18 protein-coding genes are annotated in these 15,958 nt (G+C 66.0%); 7 read left to right on the top strand and 11 right to left on the bottom strand.

Annotated features, from left to right (window positions below):
* Window positions 1-481 precede the first annotated feature (481 nt).
* The 3 genes from B7G53_RS22940 to B7G53_RS21815 are packed head-to-tail and all read left to right on the top strand — an operon-like array spanning window position 482 to window position 1,835.
* Window positions 482-622, top strand: coding sequence for a hypothetical protein (locus B7G53_RS22940; protein WP_176491445.1), 141 nt, complete (start codon window positions 482-484; stop codon window positions 620-622).
* Between the two features lie 9 nt (window positions 623-631).
* The gene (locus tag B7G53_RS21820; RefSeq protein WP_096671673.1) at window positions 632-826 is read left to right on the top strand and encodes a DUF2905 domain-containing protein; all 195 of its coding nucleotides are present in this window, start codon (window positions 632-634) and stop codon (window positions 824-826) included.
* 10 nt (window positions 827-836) lie between these two features.
* Window positions 837-1,835: an ROK family protein gene (locus B7G53_RS21815; protein ID WP_096671671.1), complete on the top strand. Its 999-nt coding sequence runs from the start codon at window positions 837-839 to the stop codon at window positions 1,833-1,835.
* A 13-nt stretch (window positions 1,836-1,848) separates the two neighbouring features.
* Here the strand turns inward: B7G53_RS21815 and B7G53_RS21810 are convergent, their stop codons facing one another.
* The 8 genes from B7G53_RS21810 to B7G53_RS21770 all read right to left on the bottom strand — a co-directional run bounded on the left by B7G53_RS21810 (window position 1,849) and on the right by B7G53_RS21770 (window position 9,987).
* The gene (locus B7G53_RS21810; protein WP_096671669.1) at window positions 1,849-2,250 is read right to left on the bottom strand and encodes a hypothetical protein; all 402 of its coding nucleotides are present in this window, start codon (window positions 2,248-2,250) and stop codon (window positions 1,849-1,851) included.
* A gap of 74 nt (window positions 2,251-2,324) precedes the next feature.
* Window positions 2,325-3,710 carry an alpha,alpha-trehalose-phosphate synthase (UDP-forming) gene (gene otsA, locus B7G53_RS21805; RefSeq protein WP_096671667.1) on the bottom strand — a complete coding sequence of 462 codons (1,386 nt, stop codon included), beginning with the start codon at window positions 3,708-3,710 and terminating at the stop codon, window positions 2,325-2,327.
* A 139-nt stretch (window positions 3,711-3,849) separates the two neighbouring features.
* A complete protein-coding gene (locus B7G53_RS21795) occupies window positions 3,850-5,688 on the bottom strand; it encodes a glycoside hydrolase family 15 protein (protein WP_255250128.1) in 1,839 nt (612 codons plus the stop codon).
* Window positions 5,685-6,452: a trehalose-phosphatase gene (otsB, locus tag B7G53_RS21790; RefSeq protein ID WP_096671665.1), complete on the bottom strand. Its 768-nt coding sequence runs from the start codon at window positions 6,450-6,452 to the stop codon at window positions 5,685-5,687. Before otsB ends, B7G53_RS21795 begins: the two co-directional genes overlap by 4 nt.
* 90 nt (window positions 6,453-6,542) lie before the next feature.
* A complete protein-coding gene (locus B7G53_RS21785; RefSeq protein WP_096671663.1) occupies window positions 6,543-7,838 on the bottom strand; it encodes a multifunctional CCA addition/repair protein in 1,296 nt (431 codons plus the stop codon).
* 44 nt (window positions 7,839-7,882) lie between these two features.
* Complete coding sequence (locus B7G53_RS21780) at window positions 7,883-8,188, bottom strand: NIPSNAP family protein (protein ID WP_096671675.1); 306 nt, start codon at window positions 8,186-8,188, stop codon at window positions 7,883-7,885.
* 17 nt (window positions 8,189-8,205) lie between these two features.
* On the bottom strand, window positions 8,206-8,889 hold the full coding sequence (locus B7G53_RS21775; protein ID WP_096671661.1) for a glutathione S-transferase family protein: 684 nt from the start codon (window positions 8,887-8,889) through the stop codon (window positions 8,206-8,208).
* A gap of 108 nt (window positions 8,890-8,997) precedes the next feature.
* Window positions 8,998-9,987, bottom strand: coding sequence for a complex I NDUFA9 subunit family protein (locus tag B7G53_RS21770; RefSeq protein ID WP_096671659.1), 990 nt, complete (start codon window positions 9,985-9,987; stop codon window positions 8,998-9,000).
* A 137-nt stretch (window positions 9,988-10,124) separates the two neighbouring features.
* On the opposite strand from B7G53_RS21770, the gene B7G53_RS21765 reads away from it, so the two are divergent.
* Window positions 10,125-10,568, top strand: a complete 444-nt coding sequence (locus B7G53_RS21765; protein WP_096671657.1) for a hemerythrin domain-containing protein — start codon at window positions 10,125-10,127, stop codon at window positions 10,566-10,568.
* 9 nt (window positions 10,569-10,577) lie between these two features.
* Here the strand turns inward: B7G53_RS21765 and B7G53_RS21760 are convergent, their stop codons facing one another.
* Both B7G53_RS21760 and B7G53_RS21755 read right to left on the bottom strand, forming a co-directional pair.
* On the bottom strand, window positions 10,578-11,108 hold the full coding sequence (locus B7G53_RS21760; protein ID WP_096671655.1) for an MgtC/SapB family protein: 531 nt from the start codon (window positions 11,106-11,108) through the stop codon (window positions 10,578-10,580).
* 106 nt (window positions 11,109-11,214) lie between these two features.
* Entirely contained in the window at window positions 11,215-13,251 is a 2,037-nt protein-coding gene (locus B7G53_RS21755) for a lytic transglycosylase domain-containing protein (protein ID WP_096671653.1), read from the bottom strand.
* Window positions 13,252-13,260: 9 nt separating this feature from the next.
* Here B7G53_RS21755 and B7G53_RS21750 point away from each other — a divergent pair, with 9 nt between their 5' ends.
* Complete coding sequence (locus tag B7G53_RS21750) at window positions 13,261-13,899, top strand: 5-formyltetrahydrofolate cyclo-ligase (RefSeq protein WP_096671651.1); 639 nt, start codon at window positions 13,261-13,263, stop codon at window positions 13,897-13,899.
* 141 nt (window positions 13,900-14,040) lie between these two features.
* Here the strand turns inward: B7G53_RS21750 and B7G53_RS21745 are convergent, their stop codons facing one another.
* Window positions 14,041-15,024 (bottom strand): LysR substrate-binding domain-containing protein, encoded by a 984-nt coding sequence (locus tag B7G53_RS21745; RefSeq protein ID WP_096671649.1) that lies wholly within the window; start codon window positions 15,022-15,024, stop codon window positions 14,041-14,043.
* Window positions 15,025-15,147: 123 nt separating this feature from the next.
* Between B7G53_RS21745 and B7G53_RS21740 the strand changes: the two genes are divergently transcribed.
* Entirely contained in the window at window positions 15,148-15,744 is a 597-nt protein-coding gene (locus tag B7G53_RS21740) for a DUF2917 domain-containing protein (protein WP_096671647.1), read from the top strand.
* Window positions 15,741-15,958 (top strand): hypothetical protein (locus B7G53_RS23070; RefSeq protein WP_217992643.1); only part of this gene is annotated, 218 nt, incomplete at its 3' end. The genes B7G53_RS21740 and B7G53_RS23070, both read left to right, overlap by 4 nt.

The raw sequence follows: 15,958 nt of genomic DNA, 5'->3' as shown, positions 1-15,958 counted from the left end.
TCGTCGCCAGTGCAACAAATTCCTGTTTCAGACTCATGGTGTCTTGTGCTTTCCAAGGCATGGTGACCCTCCGGCAAATTCGCCGGAAAGTGTCAACCATGTCCCCGCACACCTGTCACCTATGTCCCCGGTCTATACACTTCGCCAAAGAAACCTAAGGAAAAGAAAGGCGACCCGATGGTCTGGGTCCCTCCGCTTCGCTGCGGGCCACCTGCGGTGCTCGCCGAAGGCGGGGTCGAGCTCGAGCTCGCCTTCGGCTCAGACAATCGCTCGCTGATCCGCTTTCGGCTGCGCTCCTCGGCCCAGCCCGACGGGTGGGGGAAACGAATGCGGGTTCGGGTATGGGGAGACATGACGCGCAAAGCGCGTCATGTCGGGGCACGCGGCCGTCATGTTTGCACGCGAGCGCAGCACACGCGGCCAAATGAAGCTCCCTCCATCGCCCAGCGGGGCGAGGGAGGGCGGGGGAGGGAGTGGGTAGTTGCGCCTACTGTCCCAGGCGAACCGGGAACGCAGCGTGATGCCGGTGCTCGACCGGGTGACGGGCAACCCTCCCGGCTTGCAGGCGAGCCACGGCAACTCGCAACAACCCGGCAACGCGGCGCACGGCGCTTGCCCCTAAACTAGCCCCATGATTCGCTGGATGCTGGTGATTTTCCTGGCGCTGATCTTCATCAGCTGGTTCACGCCCCTGCTGCACAAGCTGGGCTTTGGCAAACTGCCGGGCGACTTGCGGTTCAGGCTGTTCGGGCGCGAATGGTTCATTCCGCTGACGACCACCATCGTGCTGAGCCTGGTGGCCAGCCTCATCAGCCAGATGATTTGAACCGCCTGCCATGAACCTTCCTTCACCGGCCACCCCATCTTTCACCGGACCCGACCTTCGCCTGCCTGCCGGTGCAGCGCCGGTGGCCTGCGTGGACATAGGCGGCACCAAGGTGGCGGTTGCGGTGGTTGATCAGCGCGGCATCCTTGGCCGGCGGGTGGAGCCGACCGCCAAGGAGGGCGACAGCGATGCGCTGGCGCGGCAGGTGCTGCGCATGATCGGGGAAAGCAGTGCGGCGGCGCAGATCCGCCGCGAGAACCTGGCGGCCGTTGGTGTGGCGTCCTGCGGGCCGTTTGTGCTGAACGATGGCCAGGTCGAACTCGCGGCGCCCAACATCTGCGGCGGCCTGGCCGGCGCGGCGCGCGGGCTGCCCAACCACTGGACCACGGCCTTGCTTGAAGCGCCGCTGCGCGAGGTGTTCGCCCAGGTGCGGGTCGAAAACGACGGCCTGGCCGCGCTCAAGGCCGAGCGACGCTGGGGCGCGCTGCAGGGCATGGCCGATTGCGCTTACGTGACCTGGAGCACCGGCATCGGGGTCGGCCTGTGTGTCGACGGGCAGATGCTGCGCGGAAAAAACGGCAACGCCGGCCATGCCGGCCACATGTTCGTCAGCGACAACAACGACGCACTGTGCGGCTGCGGCAACATCGGCGATGTCGAGGCGCTGGTGGCGGGCAATGCGCTGCCGCGGCGTTTTGGTGCGCTCGGGTACACCGACGCCGCTTCTATTTTGATAGCTGCTCGCGCAGGAGAGACGGGCGCTGTGATCATTATTGATGACATCTGCCGGGTGATGGGCCGGGCCCTGTACAACCTGGTCGTGACGCTGGATCTGCAGCGCATCAGCATCGGCGGCAGCGTGTTCTGGCACCACCGCGATTACCTGCTGCCGCGCCTGCAGGCCCACATCAGCGGCAGGCTGCCGGCGCTGACCGACGGGTTTGTGCTGGTGCCGGCCGGTCTGCAGGACCGGGTGGGCGACTACGCGGCGCTGGCGCTGGTGGTCTGAAGCCGCTCGGGTGTCAGGGGATCAGCGTCCAGGGCTGGCCGCATTTGCGGCACTTGACGAGAATCTGGCCGCTGCGGCGGTCTTCCTCGACAACATCGAGCCGGCCGTATTCGGCGCATTTCGGGCAATTGGCCTGGTCGGCCACGGTTTCGGCATGCAGCAGCAGGTACAGGTAGCGGCGCAGGGCCCACAGCCCCACCGCACCGCTGATGATGAACAGGGCCACGTCCACCAGCTTTTCGGTGAAGGTGCCGCCCTGAAAAAGCTCCAGTGTGGCCATCAGGGCAATCGTGCAGAGCAGGGCCAGCAGCATGTGGGCATGGCTGGACAGCAGTTCGCGTTCGTACCATTTGCGGAATCCGACCTTGCGGATGCCGTCGGCCAGCGAGTGGTTGAGGTAATTGCGCTTGACCATGCCAGTTCAATTCGTGACTGAATGGTTGCATATTTCCGGCTTTCCTGCCAGACGGGCGCCAGAAGGCGATGGTCCTAGTCGGGGGTGGTGCCGGACAGGGTTTGCAGAAAGGTCTGGCGCCACCAGTGCACGTCCTGGCTGCGGATGCGCTCGAGCAGCGCCTGGTGGCGTCGCTGGCGCTCGTGCAGCGGCATCTGCAGCGCCAGCTGGATGCTCTCGGCGGTGCCGTGGGTGTCGTAGGGGTTGACCAGCAGCGCTTCCTTGAGCTGTTCGGCCGCACCGGCAAAACGTGACAGCACCAGCACCCCGGGGTCGGCCGGGTCCTGCGCCGCGATGAACTCCTTGGCGACCAGGTTCATGCCGTCGCGCAGCGGCGTGACCAGGGCCACGCTGGCCACACGGTACAGGCCTGGCAGGCGCTTGCGCGCCACGTTGCGGTGGATGTAGCGCACCGGCATCCAGTCCAGCTCGCCGTAGTCGCCGTTGATGGCGCCGCACAGGCTCTCCAGTTCCTGGCGCAGGTCGCTGTAGGTGTCGAGGGCCTCGCGGCTGGGCGAAACGATCTGGATCAGCGTCGCGCTGTTGAGGTTTTCCGGGTACAGCTTCAGCAGCTGCCTGAAGGCACGCAGGCGCTGCGGCAGGCCCTTGGAGTAGTCCAGCCGCTCCACCCCCAGCAGCAGGCGGCGCCGCGAGTACTCTTCCTTCATGCGCTCGTACATCTCGCGCGCTTCCTTGCCATGCGTCAGGGCCGCAAATTCATCAACATCGATGCCAATGGGAAAGGCCTGTGCGTGCACCGTGCGTCCGAAGGCGCGGAACTGGTGCCGGTCCAGGGCCTCGGCGCCTGCCTCCTGGCCGACATAACGCGAAAAGTGGTCCACATCCGCCTGGCTCTGGAAGCCCACCAGGTCATAGGCGAACAGCGAGCGGATCAGCCATTCATGCTGAGGCACGGCGGCGAGGATCAGCGGCGGCGGCAGCGGGATGTGCAGGAAGAAGCCGATGCGGTTTTTGCAGCCCATCGCGCGCAGCTCGGCGGCCATGGGGATCAGGTGGTAGTCGTGCACCCAGATGATGTCGTCGGGCCGCAGCAGCGGCATCAGCTTGCGCGCCAGCATCTGGTTGACGCGGCGGTAGCCGCCGATGAAGCCGGCATCGAAGTCGGCCAGGTCGAGCCGGTAATGAAACACCGGCCAGAGCACGCCGTTGCTGTAGCCCAGGTAATAACTGTCGTGGTCTTCGCGGCACAGGTCCACCGTGGTCAAGGTCACATTGCCGGCCTGCTGGGTGTGCATGTCCCCTTCACCGGGGGTGCCGCCTTCGACAATGGTCCCGCTCCAGCCGAACCACAGGCCACCGTTGGCAGACAGCGCATCGCCCAGAGCCACCGCCAGCCCGCCCGCCGCCGTGGCCTTGCGCGGGTCTGCGACGCGGTTGGAAACGACGACCAGCCGGCTCACAATGTGGCCCCCACGCTTTTCACTTTGTGTAATGCGCTGCCCCCCGGGGGGGCCGCTGCGCCTGCGGCCCGGCAAAGCCGGTTCCGCGGCCCCCGCTTGAATGACGAGCCCCTACGTTGGTTTTCGCCGACGGGCGTGTTCATACTTGACTGTCCCAGGGCGCCGACAGGCGTACGGCAGCGTTGATGAGGCCGACCATGGAATAGGTCTGCGGGAAGTTGCCCCACATCTGGCCGGTGACCGGGTGGGTGTCTTCGGACAGCAGGCCGAGGTGGTTGCGCGCCGCCAGCATGGTCTCGAAGATCTCGCGTGCCTGTTCCTTGCGGCCAATGCGCGCCAGCGCGTCGATGCGCCAGAAGGTGCAGATGTTGAAGGCGGTTTCGGGCTTGCCGAAGTCGTCGGAGGCTTCATAACGGCGCATGTAGGGGCCATCGCACAGGTGTTTTTCCAGCGCGTCGACCGTCGCGACAAAACGCGGGTCTTTCGGGTCGATGAAGCCGACCTCGATCATCAGCAGCACGCTGGCGTCCAGGTCGCGCCCACCGAAACTCTCGGCAAAGGCCTGGCGTTCCTCGCTCCAGGATTCGCGCAGGATGCGCTCGCGCATGACGTTGGCATGGCCATGCCAGTAGGTGGCGCGGGCCGGTTGTTTCAGGGTGACGGCGATCTTGCCGAGACGGTCGCAGGCCGCCCAGCACATCAGGGCCGAGGAGGTGTGCACCCGGGCGCGCGTGCGCAGCTCCCACATGCCGGCGTCGGGCTGGTCGTAGTTGCGCACGGCCTGCTCGCCGACCGCCTCCAGCCGCAGGAACTCGGCCTCGCCGGCACGGTGCAGCAGCCGGTGGTCGTGAAAGGCCTGGGCCGCGCCCAGCACCACATTGCCGTAGACGTCGTGCTGGAAATGCTCCTGCGCCTGGTTGCCCACGCGCACCGGCCCCATGCCGCGGTAGCCGCCCAGGTGGCTGTACACCGCCTCGGGCAGCTCGCGCTCCAGGCCGATGCCATACAAGGGCTGGATGTGGCCGCCGCCGGCCTGCACCACCACGTTGCTGAGCCAGCGCAGGTAGTCTTCCATGGTGCCGACTTCGGACAGGCTGTTGAGCGCGCGCACCACAAAAAAGGCGTCACGCAGCCAGCAGTAGCGGTAGTCCCAGTTGCGGCCGCTGTTGGGCGCCTCGGGAATGCTGGTGGTCATGGCTGCCACAATCGCGCCGGTGTCTTCAAACAGCGAGAGCTTGAGCGTGATGGCCGCGCGGATCACGGCGTCCTGCCACTGCAGCGGAATGTGCAGGCGCTGGCTCCACTTGCGCCAGTAGGAGAGGGTTTCTTCCTCAAACAGGCGCGCGGTGTCGGCAATGCCGTCGGCCAGCGACTCGTCGGCGCCCAGCAGGAAGTTGTGTTCACGCGTCAGCACAAAGGGCTGCCGGGACTGCAGGTGCGCCAGCGGCGCGTCGGTATTGAGCCGCAGTGTCAGCGCATCGCCGACATAACGCAGGTGGTTGCTGCCCTGGGTCACGACCGGCAGGCTGCGGCCCCAGTCGAAACGCAGGTCCAGCGAGACCCGGATGCGCGGCGCCCCCTGAAGTGGCCGCACGCGCCGCACCAGCGTCATGGGTTTGAAAAAGCGGGAACGCCGGTAAAAGCGTGGTGCAAAGTCGGTGATCTCTATGCCCTGGCCGCTGTGGTCGAACAGCTGCGTGCGCAGCACCGCGGTGTTCGGTTCGTACCACTGCTTGCTGTGCGAGAAATTTTCGATCTCGATGGCAAATGCGCTGCCCTGCTCGCTCGGGTCCAGCAGGGCGTTGAACACCGGGTCGCCGTCGAAACGCGGCAGGCAGCACCAGACGATGCGGCCCCGGGCATCCACCAGCGCGCTGAAGGCGCAATTGCCGATCACGCCCAGCGAGAGTGAGGGCGGCGCGGGCGCGGCGAAGCTGGAGGCAGGGATTGGGTTGGGGGTCGGTTTTGGGGTGCTCATGCGTGCCGCCGTTCAGGTCCGCTATCGCGCGAGGGCGCCCGTGCCGACAGCAGCCATTGGGCCAGTTGCGTCACGCTGTCGCAGCGATGTTTCGCCAGCGTGGGGCCGGGGCCGACCTTGATCGCGTGGCCGCCCATGCGCTGCACCTGTTCGAAACCGTCTTCGTCGGTGACGTCGTCGCCGGCAAACACCGGCACACGGCCGGCAAACGGTGCTTCTTCCATGAAGGCCGCGATGGCCGTGCCCTTGCTGACCCCGGCCGGTTTCAGGTCGACCACACATTTGCCGTGTATCAGTTGCAGACCCGGGCTGCGCGCCACGGCCTCGCCCATCACCTGCAGGCACAGGTCTTCCAGCTCGGGGGCGTGCCGGTAATGCAGGCTCAGGGCCAGGTTTTTCTGTTCGAGCTGCAGGCCGGGATGCTGCTGCAGCAGCCCTTCGGCCGCTTGCAGCGCAGCGCGCAGATCGATGGCCGGCGCGCTGATCAGGAGCCCTGCGGCGTTGCGGCGCTGCCCGCCATGTTCGACCGCTGCCGGCAACTGCAGCGGCGCCAGAAAACTGTCGAGGTCGCTCAGGCGGCGACCCGATACCAGCGCCAGCGCGCCGCCGAGTTGTCCATACAGCGCAGCCAGCGTGCTGGTCAGGGTGGGCGCAATCACCACGGCTTCGGGCCGGGCGGCCAGCTCAACCAGGGTTCCGTCAAAGTCCAGAAAGAGCGCCGTATCCTGCGCAATGCGGGGGAGCGTGTCGTAAGGCATGTGCATCAGTTTTCACCTTAGCAGAATTTTTCCGAGGCGCCTGTAGGCCGGCTTCCCTTTTGGCGCGATTCGGGCCACAGGCTCGTCCCACGGTCGTCAGGCGGGTGGGGCCGTCTCGGCCTGCGCCGCTGTGCTGTCGGTCCACGCCTGGAGGGCCTGCACGCGGGCGGCATGGATCATGTCGCCGATTTTGGGACCGCTCAGGCCTGCCGCCTGGGCTGCTTCTGCGATCGAGGCCGTCACCACCGACTGTGCCGCCTGCAAGGCCTGCGCCAGCCGTTGGCGCTGGGGATAGGCCGTGTTCTGAAAACCGAGCCGGCCGCGCGCGTCACATTCGCAGGCCAGCAGGATGTCGCCAAAACGTTGCGGCTTGCGGAATGCGTCGCAACGTTCCAGCAGCCGCACCAGGGCGGCCGCACCGAATTCGGCGCTGCGGTGGATGTTGCCGTGTTCGCGCGCCACCACCTCGGCCAGTTCCCGGCAGTCGGTGGGCACGCGCAGCCGCCCACACACATCTTTGAGCAGGCGCACGCCGCGCTCCTCGTGGCCGATGTGTCTGGGCAGCAGCTCGACCGCTGTGCTGCCCTTGCCGAGGTCATGGCCGAGGCAGGCGAAACGCACGGGCAGGCTGGCCTGCAGCTGCGCCGACATGTCCAGCACCATCATCAGGTGCACCCCGGTGTCCACTTCGGGGTGGTACTCGGGACTTTGCGGCACGCCCCAGAGTTTTTCGACCTCGGGCAGCAGGTGCTGCAGTGCGCCGCATTCCCGCAGCACGTCAAACATGCGCGAGGGCGTGCGTTCCATCAGGCCGCGCGCCAGCTCCTGCCAGACACGTTCGGCCACCAGCGCGTCCACCTCGCCATGGGTGACCATCTCCCGCATCAGCGCCATGGTTTCTGGCGCCACGGTGAAATCGTCAAAACGTGCGGCAAAACGCGCCAGCCGCAGGATGCGCACCGGGTCCTCGCGGAAGGCGTCGGTGACGTGGCGCAGGACCTTGTCCCGGATGTCCCTTTGTCCACCGTAAGGATCGATGAGTGCCGAAAAATCAGCTTCAAATCCGGCTCCAGCCCTTTTGGATCGGGCGGGAGCTGCTATTGAATTGATAGTCAGGTCGCGGCGCGCGAGGTCTTCCTCCAGGGTCACGTCCGGCGCGGCGTGGACGGCAAAGCCGCGGTAGCCGCGCGCCGTGTTGCGTTCGGTGCGCGCCAGCGCGTACTCTTCGCGCGTCTGCGGATGCAGGAAGACCGGGAAATCCTTGCCTACCGGCAGGTAGCCCAGCGCCGTCAGTTCGCCGGGCGTTGCACCGACCACCACCCAGTCATGGTCCTGCACCGGCAGGCCCAGCAAGGCATCGCGCACCGCACCACCGACCATGAAAATTTCCATGGGGGCAGTTTAGCGGCTGGGTCGGCGCCACCCCGAAATGGGGATCAGGAAAAGACAGGGCGAAAAAAACTGCGCTCGTAGCTCAGAATGCAGCGCGTTTCTTCGGCATACCTGAAGGCGGCCTGGCAGTCGGGGTCGTCAAAGGACCGCTGCCGGTAACTTTCGTAGGAGGCCAGACTGTCGAACGTGAACATGGCCAGTGCGATGTTGTTGGCACCTTCGCTGGGCATGAAGTAGCCGTGGTGTTTTCCGCCAAACTTTTCCACCAGTGGAATCCACAGCTTGCCGTAATGCTCGAATTCCTTGAGCCGGCGGGTGTCGAGGACGTAACGCAGGTAAATCGTGACCATGGTGCTTCTGGCCATGATCAGCGCGACAACCGGTACGGTTCCTCGAATTCCCGAAAGTCGTTCTCCGCGAGGGCGTCGTCCACCCAGGCCTTGACCCCGGGCAGCGCGCTCAGGCGTTCGATGTAGGCGCTGATTTCCTGCGGCACCGGCAGGGCATACCGGCTCAGGCGCATGGCGACCGGCGCGAAATAGGCGTCGGCAATGCTGAAGCGGCCGAACAGCAGGGGCCCCTTGTAGCTTGCCAGCAATTCCCCCCACATGGCCACGATGCGCGCGACATCGGCGCGCACCGCCGGTTTGTCGCGCCAGATCAGCCGGCCGGTGTCGCTCAGGTCGGCCTCGATGTTCATGGGGCAGGCGCTGCGCAGGGCGCCGAAGCCGCTGTGCATTTCGGCGCAGATGCTGCGTGCGCGTGCGCGCGCCTTGACGTCGGCGGGCCAGAGCTGTTTGTCCGGGTATTGTTCGGCCAGGTACTCGGCGATCGCCAGCGTGTCCCAGACCGCCAGGTCACCGTCCAGCAGCACCGGCACCTTGCCGACGGGGGTGACGCTACGGATGGCTTGCTTGAAGGTGGACACGGGCTCGAACGAGTCGAAGCGGACCTTGACCTCCTCAAACGGAATGCCGGCCTGTTTGAGCAGCACCCAGGGGCGCATGGACCAGGACGAGTAATTTTTGTTGCCGATGTAGAGCTTGAGCATGAAGTCATCCAGAATGAAAAAGCATCATGCTACCGGCAGGACGCGGCTGCATTGATGCCAAAAGACCGCACCATTGATGCGGCCCGGGACAGGAACAAGTTCTAAAACCTAAAACCGTCCCGCGGTCTTGCGTTTGAGGGTCAGGTGACTGCGCGGGCCCCAGCCGCCGCTGAGCGGGCCGAGATAAGTGGGCGCCACCGCTTCCAGGGCCGCCGGCGTGATGCCCAGGGCGTCAAGCCCCGGCAGGTTGCCGCTGGCAATGTTGGGCAGACTCATGGAGTCCAGGTTGTCGCGGCTCATCAGGGGCGCGCCGGGCATCAGCTCCATCAGGCGCGCCTGCAGGCGGCCGAGAGCCGCCGGCAGCGGGATCACCGGGCGGCCGCGGCCCTCGTTGACGCCGCTCAACCGGCCGGCCAGCTCGACGAGTTGCCGGAGCGTGAAGATGCCCGGACCGCAGGCCTCGAAGGTCTGGTCGACCGTGGCATGGGCGTGGGCATCCTGCAGGCAATGCACGATGGCGCTGGCCACATCCTCGACCCACACCGGCTGGAACAGCGCGTGGCTGGCCGCCAGCGGAATGACCGGAAAGATTTTCTGCAGCCGCGCGAAGGTGTTGAGAAAGCGGTCGTCGGCGCCGAACATCACGCTGGGCCGCAGCACCGTCAGCTCGAGGGCGGCCTGGTGCAACGCCACCTCGCCGTGCCCCTTGCTGCGCAGGTACATGGACGGCGCCACGTCCGGGTTGCGCATGTCGGCGCCCAGCGCACTGACGTGGACCAGGCGCTGCACACCGGTGGCGGCGCAGGCGCGCGCCAGCTTTTTCGGCAACTGCACATGGGTCCGCTGGAAAGCCTCCTGCGTGCCGTGCAGGATGGCAATCAGGTTGACCACCGCGTCGTGCCCTGCCACCAGCCGGGTCAGGACGGTCTCGTCGTGCACATCGGCCTGCACCACGTCCAGGGCGGGCAGTATCAGGATGTCCCTGGCGTTCGCTTCATGCCGGGTCGGCACGGTCATCCGCCACTGCAACTGCGTGAGTTTCTCGCAGACATGGCCGCCCACAAAACCGGTACCGCCCAGAATCAGTATTTTCTTCATAAGTTTGATTAGACGCTTTCACACGGGGAGATGCAAAACGCCCGTGCCAAAAAGAGCCGGCATGTAGGCCCCGGCCCGAACCGGCCCCGGCTTCATGGCCTACACCGTTTTTTGCAGGGCTTCAGGATAATCGATGAATGAATATTTTTGAAGCCCTGCGCACCAGCCACGACACCCAGCGCGAGCTGGCGGACAACCTGATCAGGACCTCCGGCGACAGCAGTGAGCGCGAACTGCTGTTCAAGGAACTGACCACTGAACTGGCCGCCCACGCGGCGGCGGAAGAACGGTTTTTCTACGTGCCGCTGATCGCCCATGACATGACGCAGGAGCCCTCGCGCCACGGCATCGCCGAACACCACGAGATGGACGAGCTGGTCGAAAAACTGCAGGCCACGGACTTCAGTTCCCCGGCCTGGCTGGCCATCGCCAAGGAGCTGCACCACAAGGTCTTTCATCACCTGAAGGATGAAGAGCAGGGCATTTTCCAGCTCGCCGGCAAGGTGCTCAGCGAAGCCGAGAAGCTGTCGCTGGCCAGAGACTACGAAGGTGAGTTCGTGTCGCAGCGCCTGAAAGCCTGACCCGGCAACTCAATGCTTCCTGGGGGAGGGTGGTTCGTCCGCGGCCAGCAAGGGCACCGGCTTTTCGCCGGACCTGACCACCAAGGGCACCACCGCCAGCACGGCCAGGGCCAGCACGGTGCCGAGCACGGCGGTGGATTCGCGTCCCATGCCGGCGGCCACGCCGACCGCCGCCGTCAGCCACAGCCCGGCTGCCGTGGTCAGCCCCTTCACGTCATCGAGCCGGTCGCCTTTGAGGATGGTGCCTGCGCAGAGAAAACCCACGCCGGCGGTGATGCCCTGAATGACCCGGCTCAGGTCGTCGGCCGCCATGCCGGCTTGTTGTGACACCAGTACAAACAGGGCCGCGCCCATGGCCACCAGCATGTGGGTGCGCACGCCCGCGGCCTTGCCCTGGTGCTCGCGCTCCCAGCCGAGCAGGCCGCCCAGCAAGGCCGCCACCAGCAGGCGCAGGATGGCGCGTGTCACCTGGGTCGGATCGGTCAGGTCCGAAAATTCGGCGGCGATGGTGTTGCCGACTTGTTGCCACCACGGGTTCATCGAGGGCTCTCCTGATTGGGATGAGCTGCCAATGTAGGCCGGCGGGGGCGGCCAGGCCATAGGCCAAAACCTACAAACCGCGCCGGAGCAGCCGCACCCGCGCGGTTCAGGGCATCTTCTCGTCCACCGGCGGCGCCGAGGCCTCCCGCGGCCCCACGCTGCCCAGCCTGGCCTTGAGCGACTGCGGCTGCCCGCTCAGCAGCGCCGCGTAGTTGGTGGTGTTGGACAGCACTTTTTTCACATAGTCGCGGGTCTCGCCAAAGGGCACGTTTTCGGCCCAGATCGCCGCTTCGATCACCGGGCCGTTGCGCCAGCTGCGCGGGCGGCCGGGGCCGGCGTTGTAGGCCGCGGCGGCCAGCGCCATGGAGCCGCCAAAGTCGTCGAGCGCGCGCTTGAGGTAAGCCGTGCCGATCACGATGTTGGTGTCGCGGTCGTTGATCTGGCCCGCAGTGAACCCGGTCAGGCCGATATAGCGGGCGGTCTCGCGTGCGGTGGCGGGCATCACCTGCATCAGGCCCGAGGCGCCGACGCCGGAGCGTGCATCCATGATGAAGCGCGACTCCTGGCGGATCAGGCCATAGACATAGGCCGGGTCCAGGTTGATCTCGCGGCTGCGCTGGGTCACCGCATCGCGAAACGGCGTGGGAAAGCGCTGTTCGAAGTCCATCACGGTCTGGGTGCGTTCGCTGGTGTTGATGCAGCGGTCCCAGATGGCGCGGTCGCAGGCGAACTGGGCGGCGGCCAGCAACTCGCGTTCGCCCATGCCGCCGCGCTGGTGCAGGTTGGTGCTGTAGTTCCATTCGCGCACACCCTCGCTGCGCAGGCCGAGGGCGATCGCATACGCGGCGCGGTTCAGGCCGGGGTTCAGGCGTGCCGCTTCCTTTTCTTCCGGTGTCAGAGGGGCCGGCCGCGGCGGAACGGTGATTTTCTGGCCCAGCTCCTCGAGCGCCAGTTGTTCGTAAAACCCGCGCACCGAGGCAATCGATTGCAGCAGTGCCAGGGCTTCCGCGCGCTGCGGCGGCATCGGCGCGCTGGCGACGGCGGCCGGCGCGTTGCTGAGCAGGGCGCGCGCTTTCCAGTAGACCCAGGTCGGGTCCTTGCGGGCGTCGTCGCTCATGGCGTTGATGGCGCCCAGCACCAGCGGCCAGCGCGGTGTGCTGCCGGCGCGCAGGGCGGCGCGGGCCTTCCAGCCCAGCATGTCGTCGCTCAGGTCGCTGTCCTTGCTGACCTTGGCGAAGTAGCCGAGTGCGTCGCTGCTGAGCCGCGTCGCCGCCTGCTTGCCGATGGCGCCCCAGACCCAGTTGCGTTCCTCGGTCGAGAGCTGCAGGCCCCATTTGTCCTCGACGAAGCGCGCGGCCCCGTCGGCGTCGCTGGTGGCGAGCTTGACCAGGGCCAGCACGATGATTTCCTTGCGCACCTGCCGGATCGCAATCACCTTGGTGGCCAGGAATTTGGCCGGGCTGCTGTTGAGTTCGGTCACCAGCCCCAGGGCTTCCGGCGCGATGATCTCGACCGCATCGCGGGCGGCGCGCGGGCGGTTCGCCTCCATCGCCAGCCTGGCCTTGATCCACACGTCATGCGTGGTCAGGCTCTTGTTGCCGACCAGTCGGGAGGCCGCCGACGTGCATCCGTCGCTGGCCTCGCGCTGGGCGTACCAGTTCTTGCGGACTTCGTCGGCGTCGCGCGGGGCCGCGGCCGGGTTCGTCAGGCCGTCGACCAGCAGCGCGTAACAACGCAGGTCCTTGTCGTCGCCCATGCGGTAGTTCGGGTATTCGGCGGCAAAGGCGGCCCAGTCGCGGCGCTGGCCCAGCAGCAGCAGCCAGTCGTTGCGCAGCCGGTCCTCCTGGTAGCTGCCGGCGTAACGCGCGAGGAAATCCTGCACCTCACGCGTGCTGGCTTCGTCCAGCCGCGCGCGCAACTCCCAGTACGCGGCCCAAGGCTCCAGCGCATGGCCCTGGACCTGCGGCAGCAGCTGCGCCAGCCTGGCTTTGTCGCCGCGCTTGAACGCCTTGTTCATCTCCAGCAGCACGTCGTCGGCGCGGGAGGGGCTGCTGGTAAGGTTGGTTTGCGCCCAGGCGGGCGCCAGCAGCAGACAGGACGACAGGCCGGAAATCAGGGCCTTCAGAATAAATTTGGATAGCATCGGGTCATTATGGACAAATTAACTGCGCGAAGAGACTTGATTGAACAACGCCTGAACCTGCCCGACCGGCTCCAGCGTGCCGATCTGTTGCAGCGGGTCATGCGGATATGGCTGGTGGGCCGCGAAGACGCCGTGATTGGGGCCTACTGGCCGATCAAGGGAGAGTTTGATCCGCTACCCGCGCTGTACCGCTGGCAGGAAGACGCCATTTTAAGCCAGGAATCCGAAGGAAATCAAGGTTTTGCCCTTGAGGGACGGGCGGAAGCAGCTACTGAAAACATAGCAAACCGGTCGCCGCGCAAGATCGGCCTGCCGGTGGTGAACAAGGTCCACAAAACCCTGACCTTCCATGCCTGGTACCCCGGCTGCCCGATGGAGGAAGACGCCTACGGCATTCCCAAACCCAAGGGCACCGAGGTCATCGTGCCGACGCTGCTGTTTGTGCCCTGCGTCGGTTACGGGCCGGGCGGCTTTCGCCTCGGTTACGGCGGTGGCTTTTACGACCGCACGCTGGCGACGCTGCAGCCCAAACCCTTCACCGTCGGGCTGGGCTACAGCCACGGCTGGCTGCCCGACCTGGCGCCCGAGCCGCACGATGTGGCGCTGGATGCGATCCTCAATGACAAAGGGGTGGTCTGGCCGGTGTAGGCATGGCCCCCACGGTCGTTCACTGCGTGTAACTCCCTGCCCCCCGAGGGGGCCGCTGCGCCTGCGGACTGGCAGGGCCAGATCCGCGGCCCCGGTTGGTAAAGAGAAGAGCACCCCCCGGGCGCTGGTTGCGCGTAGCGCTCAATCGATGTTGTCCACCGTGTCCGGGTCCGGCACGTCGCCAATCGCCTGGCGCGTCAGCGCACTCTGGGCCATCAGCCAGTCGCGGAAAGCCCTGACCTCGGGACGCAAGGCGCTGCGCGTGCCCACGATCAGCCAGTAGGCCATCGGCGACTCCAGCCGCAGATGCGGCAGGGGCTCGATCAGGTCGCCGGACGCCAGGCTTTCGGCGATCAGTGGCAGCCGCGCCAGCACGATGCCCTGGCCGGTCAGGGCGGCCTGCACCATCTGGTAGGCATAGTTGAAGTAGAGCCAGCGCTTGCCCTCCAGCTTGGTGGTGCCGTGCACTTCGAGCCAGCGCCGCCAGGTCAGCCACTCCATGTGGGTGGAATGCGAATCGCCGGCCTCGATCAGCGCAAAGTTCACCAGGTCTTCGGGTTTTTTCAGGCGCGGGCTGCTTTTGAGCAACCAGGGGCTGGCCACCGGGGTCAGCTGTTCGCCGAACAGCCGCATCGCCCCGGCCGGCATGGAGGCCGCCGGGCCATAACGCAAGGCCATGTCGAGGTCCGAGGTGTCCAGGTCGATCGCCACGTCGGACGCATCAATGCGGATGTCCATGTCGGGGTTGTCGTGCTGGAAGGCTTCGAGCCGCGGGATCAGCCACATTGAGGCGAACGACGCGAACGTGGTGAGGGACACGCTTTTCCGGCCGGCGCTCTGGCGGATCTGCCGCACCGCGCCGTCGATGCGTTCGAGCGAAGGCGAGACGGCACGCAGCAGCACGCCGCCGGCGCCTGTCAGCTCCACGGACCGCGTGTGGCGGTGAAACAGGCTCAGGCCGACTTCTTCTTCCAGCGCCTGGATCTGCCGGCTCACGGCCGACTGGGTCAGGGCCAGTTCCTCGGAGGCGGCGCGAAAGTTCAGGTGCCGGGCGACGGCCTCAAAGGCACGCAGCTGGCCAGCGGAGATCGGGCGGGTGCGCAAATGGGTTTTTGAATACTGCACGGGGAGATCCGGTGATTGATGCGTTTCAAGAATGAATAGCGTAGCGCGATTTCATTGGACTGCCAAGGCCCTGGGCGCGATCATTCCTTCCCATCAACGACTTTTGTCTTTCAGGAGAACAGCATGAACCACCTTCACCAAGAGCTGCAACCCTTTGCCGGCACAGACGCGGTGTCGGGCTGCTGGAAGCTGGGCGACGGCCGGGCCTTGACGCTGCGGCCCACGCGGCCCGGTGTGTTGCGCATTGCGCATGGCCGGGTGTGGATCACCTTCGACCAGGCGCAGCGCGACGACGGCGTCCGCGGCGGCGACCACTTCCTGGGCGCGGGCGACAGTCTCCAGCTGCTGCCCGGCCAGGCGCTGGTGATGGAGTCATGGGACGCCGCGCAGAACACGGCGGCCTACTTCAGCTGGGATCCGCTGCCGGCGACGGCGGGGCTGGCCATCGCCGAGCGGCGGGCCAGGGCGCTTGCCCGCAACCCGCAGTGGCGCGCCGGCGTGCTTCAGCCGCTGCGGGATTTGCAGCTGGCCGCCGGTCTGGCCGCCAGCGCGTCGGGCCGCCTGCTGGCCGGCCTGACGGGCGCCTTGACGGCGACCGTGCTGGCGGTGGTGCCGCGTTTTGCTATTGATTTGGTAGCTGGTCGCGACCGCACCGCCTTGGCTGCACGTGCTTTTAATGCGCATTCCAGCGAGAGCCGGGCCCACTGCGCCATCAGTTGAACGGACTCCATCGCGTCTGCGGGCGCGCTGTAGTAATTCAGTTTCATGGCCTTGCCTTTGGCCTGGTGTATAGACAGGAGACATGGGAAACAGGTGTTCGGAGACATAGGAAACACCTTGGCCGGTTAATTGGAATCGATGAGGGTCTTCATGTTGAGCCGCATGAAGTGATGATGGCAGAAGAAAGCATCGTAGAAACCATCGGCCTGGAGAT

Source organism: Polaromonas sp. AET17H-212 (assembly GCF_002379085.1).
Lineage (GTDB): Bacteria > Pseudomonadota > Gammaproteobacteria > Burkholderiales > Burkholderiaceae_C > Polaromonas.
This window is presented reverse-complemented; position numbering and strand designations above follow the sequence as displayed.